Annotated in this window: 7 protein-coding genes and 1 tRNA gene; all 8 read left to right on the plus strand. The window is 71.4% G+C overall.

The genetic code is table 11. The features are described from left to right. The first annotated feature begins 791 nt into the window (after positions 1–791). Positions 792–1,493 (plus strand): ribose-5-phosphate isomerase RpiA, encoded by a 702-nt coding sequence (gene rpiA, locus VGC13_RS00480; protein WP_331123221.1) that lies wholly within the window; start codon positions 792–794, stop codon positions 1,491–1,493. Continuing rightward, a complete protein-coding gene (gene rpe / locus VGC13_RS00485; protein WP_331123222.1) occupies positions 1,490–2,179 on the plus strand; it encodes a ribulose-phosphate 3-epimerase in 690 nt (229 codons plus the stop codon). The genes rpiA and rpe overlap by 4 nt, the downstream gene beginning before the upstream one ends. 63 nt (positions 2,180–2,242) lie before the next feature. Beyond that, positions 2,243–2,324: transfer RNA gene (locus VGC13_RS00490), tRNA-Leu, on the plus strand. Between the two features lie 109 nt (positions 2,325–2,433). Continuing rightward, positions 2,434–2,910, plus strand: coding sequence for an FKBP-type peptidyl-prolyl cis-trans isomerase (locus VGC13_RS00495; RefSeq protein ID WP_331123223.1), 477 nt, complete (start codon positions 2,434–2,436; stop codon positions 2,908–2,910). Positions 2,911–3,212: 302 nt separating this feature from the next. Then, on the plus strand, positions 3,213–4,094 hold the full coding sequence (locus tag VGC13_RS00500) for a tetratricopeptide repeat protein (RefSeq protein ID WP_331123224.1): 882 nt from the start codon (positions 3,213–3,215) through the stop codon (positions 4,092–4,094). After that, the gene (locus tag VGC13_RS00505) at positions 4,091–4,807 is read left to right on the plus strand and encodes a YdcF family protein (RefSeq protein WP_331123225.1); all 717 of its coding nucleotides are present in this window, start codon (positions 4,091–4,093) and stop codon (positions 4,805–4,807) included. Before VGC13_RS00500 ends, VGC13_RS00505 begins: the two co-directional genes overlap by 4 nt. 827 nt (positions 4,808–5,634) lie before the next feature. Then, a complete protein-coding gene (locus VGC13_RS00510; RefSeq protein ID WP_331123226.1) occupies positions 5,635–6,924 on the plus strand; it encodes a pitrilysin family protein in 1,290 nt (429 codons plus the stop codon). Further along, complete coding sequence (locus tag VGC13_RS00515; protein ID WP_331123227.1) at positions 6,921–8,303, plus strand: pitrilysin family protein; 1,383 nt, start codon at positions 6,921–6,923, stop codon at positions 8,301–8,303. The genes VGC13_RS00510 and VGC13_RS00515 overlap by 4 nt, the downstream gene beginning before the upstream one ends. Positions 8,304–8,836: the final 533 nt, after the last annotated feature.

An 8,836-nucleotide genomic window follows, 5' to 3' on the forward strand; every position in this document is an offset into this window, starting at 1 on the left:
ACTACCAGGGTGTGACGGTGTTCGCCGAGGCGGGCGCCACGGGCACTCCGGAGGTGCTGTACGTGCCGGTGCGGCCGGGCTGCGAGTTCCAGCCGTACCAGCTCGAGGTGAAGGCCGGCGGCGTGCGGGGCGAGTAATCACTCCACGCAGTCGCAGGTAACGGGAGGGGCGCCGCAAGGCGCCCCTCCTTTTTCGTGCGATGGAGCCGGCGTGATGGAATGGGTTCATTGCTGGATGCAGAAAGGGAATAGGGAATAGGGAACAGGGAACAGGGGACAGGGGACAGCCGGCAACGGCGGGGCCGGATGCCGCTACTGCTGGCCCAGGGTCCGTGAGCAAGGGTCTGCGCAGCAGGTGGGGAACTCACACGGAGTCAACGGAGTCAACGGAGTCAACGGAGTTTTCTCGTGCCGTTTCCTCTGCGCTCACCGTCCGAAACGCTGATCCGTGGTGAGCGGAGGCATGGCGCGCCGGTCGGCGAGGCACGAGCCGGCGTGGGGTGCCGGGAACGGCGACAGGGATGGACTGCGGCAGGGTGCCATCCGCGTTTTTTGGGTGGGGAGGATGCGGATCGCCCGATGGCCGCCGCGGCGCACCGGAACAAGCGGTCCGCACCACCTGATGCGCGGTCTTGAAAACCATCCCCCCGCTCCACGATCAGGATGGGCGGCACGGTCCCGGGACGCCGGCCGGTGGCGGTCGCGCGATCGGGCGGGGGATGCTACTTTGGCGCGCCCTGCCCCCGGCCACATCCAACGGAACCTGACGAGCCGCAACCCGTGCAACCAACGATGAGCGACCCCGAGGCGCTGAAGCGCGCGGCCGCCGAGCGCGCCGCTGAGTGGATTCGCGACGGCATGACGCTGGGGCTGGGCACCGGCTCTACCGTGCGCCACCTGCTGGACGTGATCGCCGAGCGGCGCGCCGCGGGCGAGTGGGGGGGCGTGGTGGGCGTGCCCACCTCCGAAGACACCACGGGGCGGGCGCGGCGGCTGGGCATTCCGCTGGCCACGCTGGACGAGCGTCCGCGGGTGGACCTGACCATCGACGGCGCGGACGAGGTGGACCCCGAGCTGCGCCTGATCAAGGGGCTGGGCGCGGCCCTGCTGCGCGAAAAGATCGTCGCCGCCGCCTCGCGCGAGCTGGTGATCGTGGCGGACGAATCGAAGGTGGTGGACCGGCTGGGGACCAAGGCGCCGCTGCCGGTGGAGGTGGACCCGTTCGGCGCGGCCATCCAGCCGGCGTTCCTGCGCTCGCTGGGCGCCGATCCGGTGCTGCGCGTGCGCGACGGTGCGCCCGTGGTCACCGACGGCGGCAACCTGATCTACGACTGCCGCTTTCCGGACGGCATCGCGGACCCCGAGGCGCTGGAGGCGCGGCTGGCGCTGCGGCCGGGGGTGGTGGAGACGGGGCTGTTCCTGGGGATGGCGACGGCGGTGGTGATCGCGGGGGGCGGCGGCGTGCGGGTGCTGCGGCGCGAGGGCGCGCGATGAGCCACGTGAAGATTGCGCCCTCCATCCTGTCCGCCGACTTCACGCGGCTGGGCGAGCACATCGCCGAGGCCGAGGCGGCGGGCGCGGACTGGATCCACGTGGACGTGATGGACGGGCACTTCGTCCCCAACATCACCATCGGGCCGCTGATCGCGGCGGCGGCGCGGCGCGCCACGTCGCTCCCCATCGACGTGCACCTGATGATCCAGCACCCCGAGCGCTACCTGGCCGACTTCGCCAGGGCCGGCGCCGACTACCTGACGGTGCACGTGGAAGCCTCGCCGCACCTGCACCGCACCATCCAGCAGATCCGCGAGCTGGGGGTAAAGCCCGGCGTCACGCTGAACCCCGCCACTTCGGTGGATACCATCAGCGAGATCCTGCCGTACGTGGACCTGGTGCTGGTGATGTCGGTGAACCCCGGCTTCGGCGGGCAGTCGTACATTCCCACCAGCACCGACAAGATCGCCCGCATCCGGCGGATGCTGGACGAGCGCGGGCTGGACCACGTGGAACTGCAGGTGGACGGCGGCGTGGCGCCCGACACGGCGGCGGAGGTGGTGCGCGCCGGCGCCACCTGCGTGGTCGCGGGCTCCGCCGTCTACAACGCAAAGGCGACGGTGGACGAGAACGTGCGCCGGCTGCGCGAGGTGATGGACGCGGCGGGCGGGCGCGGAAGAGCGTAGACCTGCGCGGCGCGGCTGTTTATCTTAGGGGCCGGGTACCGTCCCGCTGGGGACGATGCTCACGTCTGGGTGGTGGAATCGGTAGACACAGGGCACTTAAAATGCCCCGGCGCGAGCCATGCGGGTTCGAGTCCCGCCCCAGGCATCGTCACCATGCCCCGCTGTCCTCATTCAGGGCGGCGGGGCGTTCTGTTGGGCGCGCGAATGCGTTATCTTGTGCGTGCCATCGATGTAACCATCACCCCGTGAACCAGATGCGAATGCGACGCCTGTTCCGCGTGCTGCTGTGCGCGCTTCCCCTGCTGGCCGTGTCCGCCTGCGGCGATTCCACCGGCTCCGATCCCGATCTGAGCACCGTCGATTTCGCGCCCGCCCTGGGCGTGGACATCTCGGCCATGACGCGCGTGGGCGACGGCGTGTACATCCGCGACCTGAAGGTGGGCGAGGGCGCCACCGTGGCCCAGGGCCGTACGCTGCAGGTGCTCTACCGCGGATACCTGGCGAACGGCACCGAGTTCGAGAACAACCACGTCCCGCGCAGCCCGTATCCGCTGGTGCTGGGCGCGCGGCGCGTGATCGCCGGGTGGGAGCAGGGAATTCCCGGGATGAAGGTGGGCGGCAGGCGCCTGCTGGTCATCCCGCCGTCGCTGGGGTACGGAAGCCAGCCGAACGGCGACATCCCCGCCAACTCCGTGCTCGTCTTCGAGGTGGAAATCCTCAGCATGCAGTAGCGGCCGAGGGTGGACGAACGAGGAAATCGCGGAGCCGTGGAGAGGATTTCTCCGCGGCTCCGCGCCCTTTTGGGGAGCCAGGATGCCATTTCAGCGCGCTTCCTCTGTCTGACTCTGTTCCTCTGTACGATCATTCTTTTTCATGATCCGGCATGACCATGAATCCGTGAATCCACCCCGTGGAGTGCATCGCCGGGGACGCGCGGCGGAGCGCACCTTGCGGAGCGGGGCGTTGCGGGGCAGGATTCCACGTGGGTGCGGCAGTGCGCGCGCGCCCGGCGAATCACCGGTCAGCGGAGCGAATGAGCGAGGACGGGCTTCCGGAGAGCGAAGAAGCGCGCGGCGCGGCGATCGAAGGGATCGTGGCGCAGGCGCAGTCGTACGCCGAGGACGAGCTGTGGGACCAGGCGCACGCCGTGCTGGCCCAGGCGCTGGACGAGCACGGCGACGACGCCCTGCTGCTGTGCTGGGCGGGGCTCGCCGCGCAGCGCGTGGGCGAAGAGGGCGAGGCGTACGAGTTCTTTCGCCGCTCGCTGGCCATGGACCCCCAGGACCCGTTCATCCTGGCGTCCGCGGGGAACGGGCTCAGCGCGCTGGACGATCCCGAGGCCGAGCGCGCCCTGCGCCTGGCCGCGCTCACCGCGCCCGACTTCGCGTTCGCGCGCGCCGCGTACGGGTCGTACCTGGCGCGCGAGGGGCTGTTCGACGAGGGCATCGCCGAGCTCGAGGCGGCGCGGCGGCTGGCGCCGGACGACCCGTCGGTGCACACCGACCTGGGCATTGCGCTGCTGCTGGCCGCGCGCACGCAGGAGGGGCTGGACGCGCTGGAAGAGGCCCTGTCGCGCGTTCCCGGCGACGCGTGGCTGCGCGGGCTGTTCGGGCTGGCGCTGGTGGATGCGGGGCGGGGCGAAGAGGGCGCGGAGCAGCTTCACCAGGCGGCGGGGGAGCGGGATGACGACGTGGAGGTTCAGCTGATCGCGGCGCTGGCGATGGCGGCCGAGGGGTGGGAAGACCCCGCGTGGGAGGCGCTGGCCCGGGCCGCGCAGGCCGCCGACAGCAGCGACCGCGAACTGATCTCGGAGGTGGAGGACCGCGTGGAGCTGGGGGCCGACGCCGCCGGCGAGTTCCTGCGCTACGACCTGGGACCCTCGCTGCTGCGCGAGCGGCTGCTGCAGCGCGCGTGAGCACTCCGCCTCCCCCCGCCGACGACCGGACGCTGGCCGGGCCCGCGCCCGAGCCCGGCCCGCCGCCCCGCGCCGACGCCGCGCGGCCCGTCCCGGTGCCCCGCAAGCGCGCGCCGCTCCCCGTCCGCATCGTCCGCGGGCTGGTGAAGCTGGGGCTGTTCATGGTCGCGTGCTGGGCGCTTTCCATTGCGTCCATCCACCTGTGGGGCCGCCGCAACGAGGCGCGAAAGTCCGACGCCATCGTCGTGCTGGGCGCCGCCCAGTACGACGGCCGCCCGTCGCCGGTGCTCAAGGCGCGGCTGGACCACGCCGTGCGCCTGTACGAGCGCGGCGTGGCGCCCACCCTCATCATGACCGGCGGGCAGGCCCCCGGCGACACGGTGAGCGAGGCCGTGGTCAGCCGGCGCTACGCCATTCGCCAGGGCGTCCCCGCGGCCGCCATCCTCACCGAGCCGGGAGACGGGGGGATGACCACGCTGGAGTCCATGCGCGCCGTGTCGCGGCTGATGCGCACGCGCAACATGAAGACGGCGGTGATGGTGAGCGACCCGTTCCACATGCTGCGGCTCAAGCTGCTGTCGCGGCAGGTGGGCTTTCACGGCTACACCTCGCCCACGCGCACCAGCCCCATCTCGCGCAACCGCAACGAAGAGCGCAAGCACCTGATCCGCGAGAGCTTCAGTCTGCCGTTCGCCATTCTGCAGGCGATGTAGGGTGAAGGGGTGATGGGGTGAAGGGGTGAAGGGGATGGTGGCTGGGTAGGGCGTGACCCGCGGGCGCCCCCTCCGCTCGCTTAGGCTCGCACCTCCCCCAAAACTGCTGGGGGAGGTTGATGTGGGGCAGGGACTCGGGCGCTTCGAACCGGTTCGCACTGCGTTCGACGGGCCCCCCTCCCCACGGGCTCTCCGGAGCGCGATCGAATTCTCCCCTCTCCGTGAGGAACGAACGGGGAGGGGCCGGGGGAGGGGCCCCCCGCGGGCGCAGCCCGAACCCAGCCGGAGCGCAATCGAAGTTCAACCTCCCCCAGGGGTTTTGGGGGAGGTGGCGAGCCTGGGCGAGCCGGAGGGGGCGCCTGCGGACGCAGCGTGGAGCCGCCCACGACGCGACCGAATTCTCCCCTCTCCCCCGCTCCGCGGGGGAGAGGGGCCGGGGGAGAGGGGGCCCCGTCGGGCGCAGTTCGATCTCTTTCGCCGAGTCACTGAATTCTCCCCTCTCCGTGAGGAACGAACGGGGAGGGGCCGGGGGAGGGGCCCCCCGCCGGCGGCAACCCGAACCCAGCCGGAGCGCAATCGAAGTTCAACCTCCCCCAGGGGTTTTGGGGGAGGTGGCGAGCCTGGGCGAGCCGGAGGGGGCGCCTGCGGATGCAGCGTGGAGCCGTCCACGCCGCAGTCGAACTCCGGGGGCTCGGCGCCGTTGGCAACAGTCGTATCGTTGCCTACGGCGCGCGCAGCCCGGCCCGAAGCGCAGCGGAGGGACACGCCCAAACCCCGCGGTAAAAGCCGTTCAGAAAGCAGAGAAACCGGAAGAGGAATCGGAGCGGATGCAGATCCCCATTGAACGATACACGCTGGACAACGGCCTGCGCGTGGTGCTTTCGCCGGACCACACCCTGCCGGTGGTGTCGCTGAACCTGTGGTACAACGTGGGCAGCCGCAACGAGGTGCCGGGGCGCACCGGGCTGGCCCACCTGTTCGAGCACATGATGTTCCAGGGCTCGCAGAACGTCCCCGACACCCAGCACATCGCGCTGGTGGAGCGCGCGGGCGGTTCCATCAACGCCAGCACCTGGCTCGACCGCACCAACTACTACACCACCCTGCCCGCCAGCCACCTCGAGCTGGGGCTGTGGCTGGAAAGCGACCGGCTGGGCTTCTACCTTCCCGCGCTCACGCAGGAAAAGTTCGACAACCAGCGCGAGGTGGTGAAGAACGAGCGGCGCCAGCGCGTCGACAACGCGCCGTACGGCGACTGGGACGAGCGCGTGCAGCGGCTGCTGTACCCGGCCGACCACCCGTACCACCACTCCGTCATCGGCAGCATGGACGACCTCGACGCCGCCACGCTCGACGACGTCGCCGACTTCTTTCGCACCTACTACGCGCCCGACAACGGCGTGCTCACCCTGTGCGGCGACTTCGACCGCGACGAGGCGCGCCGGCTCGTCGACCGCTACTTCGGCCCCATCCCCCGCGGGCCCGGCGTGCCGCCGCTTCCCGGGCAGCCGGATCTGGACCCGCTGCACCTGGGCGCCGAGGTGCGCGAGACGGTGGAGTCCGCCGTCCCCGTGCCGCGCGTCTTCATCGCCTACCGCATTCCCCCCTACGGCACGCAGGACTACTACGTGGCCGACATCGTCACGGAGCTGCTGGCGGGCGGCAAGTCCGCGCGCCTGTACCGCGCGCTGGTGCGCGAGCGGCGCGTGGCGCGGGCGGTGGCCGCGTTCGTCCTCCCCATCGTCACGGGTGCGGCGGCGATCGTCCTGCGCGGCAACGTGCCCCCCGGCCACCCCGCGGGCCCCGTGGAGGAGGCGCTGCTCGAGGAGCTGGAGCGCATGGGCCGCGAGGCGCCGGCGGCGGACGAGATGGAGCGCGCCATCGTCAGCGTCGAGGCGCGCCGGGTGATGGAGCTGCAGAAGGTGAGCGAGCGCGCCGACCAGCTTTCCATGCTGACCACCTACTTCGACCAGCCGGAGCTCATCAACACCGAGCTGGACCGCTACCGCGCCGTGACCGCCGAGGACGTGCGCCGCTTCGTGGCGGAGCACCTGGTCGCCGACAACCGCGTGGTGCTCACCTACCTGCCGCTCCCCGCGGCCGCGGAGGCCGCATGAGCGGGACGACGACGCTGGACCGCTCGCGCCCGCCCGCGCCGGGGCCGCTGCGCCCGTTCCACTTTCCCGGCGTGCAGCGCCGCACGCTCGACAACGGGCTGCAGGTGGTCGTCGCCGAGAACCACGCCTTTCCCGTGGCCACGCTGGACCTGGTGCTCCCCTCCGGCGGCCTGGCTGAGCCGGAAGAGCGCGCCGGGGTGGCCTCGCTGGCCGCCGGGCTGCTGGAGTCCGGGGCGGGCGAGATGGACGCCACCCGGATCGCCGAGGCCGTGGACGAGCTGGGGCTGGCGCTGGAGACGGGGATCTCGTGGGATACCTCGCTGGCCGGCTTTACCGCGCTCACCTCGCGGCTCGAGGCGGGGATGCGCATCCTGGCCGACCTGACGCTGCGCCCCACCTTTCCCCGGCACGAGGTGGAGCGCATCCGCGACGAGCGGCTGGCCGCGCTGCTGCAGCGCCGCGGCGACCCTTCGTCGCTGGCGGACGAGCTGATGGCGCTGTTCAGCTTTCCCGAGGGGCACCCGTTCGGCCGGCGGCTGGCGGGGCCCCAGGCCACGCTGGCCATGCTGACGCGCGAGGACGCGGCCGCCTACCACGCCGCGCACTACCTGCCCGGCGGCGCCTGGCTGTGCGCCGCGGGCGACGTCACCCTGGACGGCGTTTCCGCGCTGGCCGAGCGCTTCTTCGCCGGGTGGAGCGGCACGCCCCCGGCGCCGCGGGCTCCCGAGACGCCGGTGCGCTACGGCGAAACCACCATCATCCTGGCCGACCGGCCCGGCTCGGTGCAGAGCGAGGTGCGGGTGGGGCACGTGGGCATCCCCCGCACCGCGGACGACTACTTCGCGGTCACGGTGATGAACGCCATCCTGGGCGGCGTCTTTTCGTCGCGGCTCAACCTGAACCTGCGCGAGCGGCTGGGCTACAGCTACGGCGTCAGCTCGGCGTTCGGCATGCGCAAGCTGCCGGGCACCTTTACCGTCTCCGGCGCCATTCAGAGCGAGGGCACCACGCACTCCGTCAGCGAGATCCTGCGCGACATGCGGCGGATGCAGGACGAGCCGGTGTCGCCCGACGAGCTGGCCGACGCCGCCAGCTACCTTGCGGGCACCTTTCCGCTGGCGCTGCAGACCACGGACGGGCTGGCCGGCAAGCTGACCTCGCTGGCCGTCTACGGCCTGCCGGACGACTACTACGACACGTACCGCGACCGGCTGATGTCCGTCACCGCCGACGAGGTGCGCGAGGCCGCCCGCCGCCGCCTGCTCCCCGACCGCGCCGCCGTCGTGGTGGTGGGCGATGCGAGCCAGCTGCGGTCCGGGCTGGAGGATCTGGGAGTCGGCCCCGTGCTCGTCGTGGACCCCGCGGACGTGCTCGCCTGACCCGCGCGCGGGACGGATGATGCGACGACGCTCCGCGGCCTCCCGCCGCGGAGCGTCGTCGTTCCGAGAGGCAGAGGCCCACGCAAGAGATTGGGCTTCACACGGAGTCAACAGAGTCAACGGAGTTTTCTCGTGCCGTTTCCTTGCGTTCGGCGCGATTCGGATGACACGCTTCATCGTCGGATACCCAACCTCCCCCAGCAGTTTTGGGGGAGGTGCGAGCCTAAGCGAGCGGAGGGGGCGCCGCGGACGCAGTTGGGTCTTTAGTCGAAGCGGGAACGAATTCTCCCCTTTCTCCCGCGACAGCGGGGGAGAGGGGGCCTGTCGGGCGCCAGTCGATGCAAGTCGTCGGGCCTGGAGCCATCGGCCCCCAACCTCCCCCAGCAGTTTTGGGGGAGGTGCGAGCCTGAGCGAGCGGAGGGGGCGCTCCGCGGATGCAGCGTGATGCAGGCCGCCGTGAGAGCGAACTTCCCAACCTCCCCCAGCAGTTTTGGGGGAGGTGCGAGCCTGAGCGAGCGGAGGGGGCGCCCGCA

The organism is Longimicrobium sp., assembly GCF_036399255.1.
In the GTDB taxonomy this organism is placed as follows: domain Bacteria; phylum Gemmatimonadota; class Gemmatimonadetes; order Longimicrobiales; family Longimicrobiaceae; genus Longimicrobium.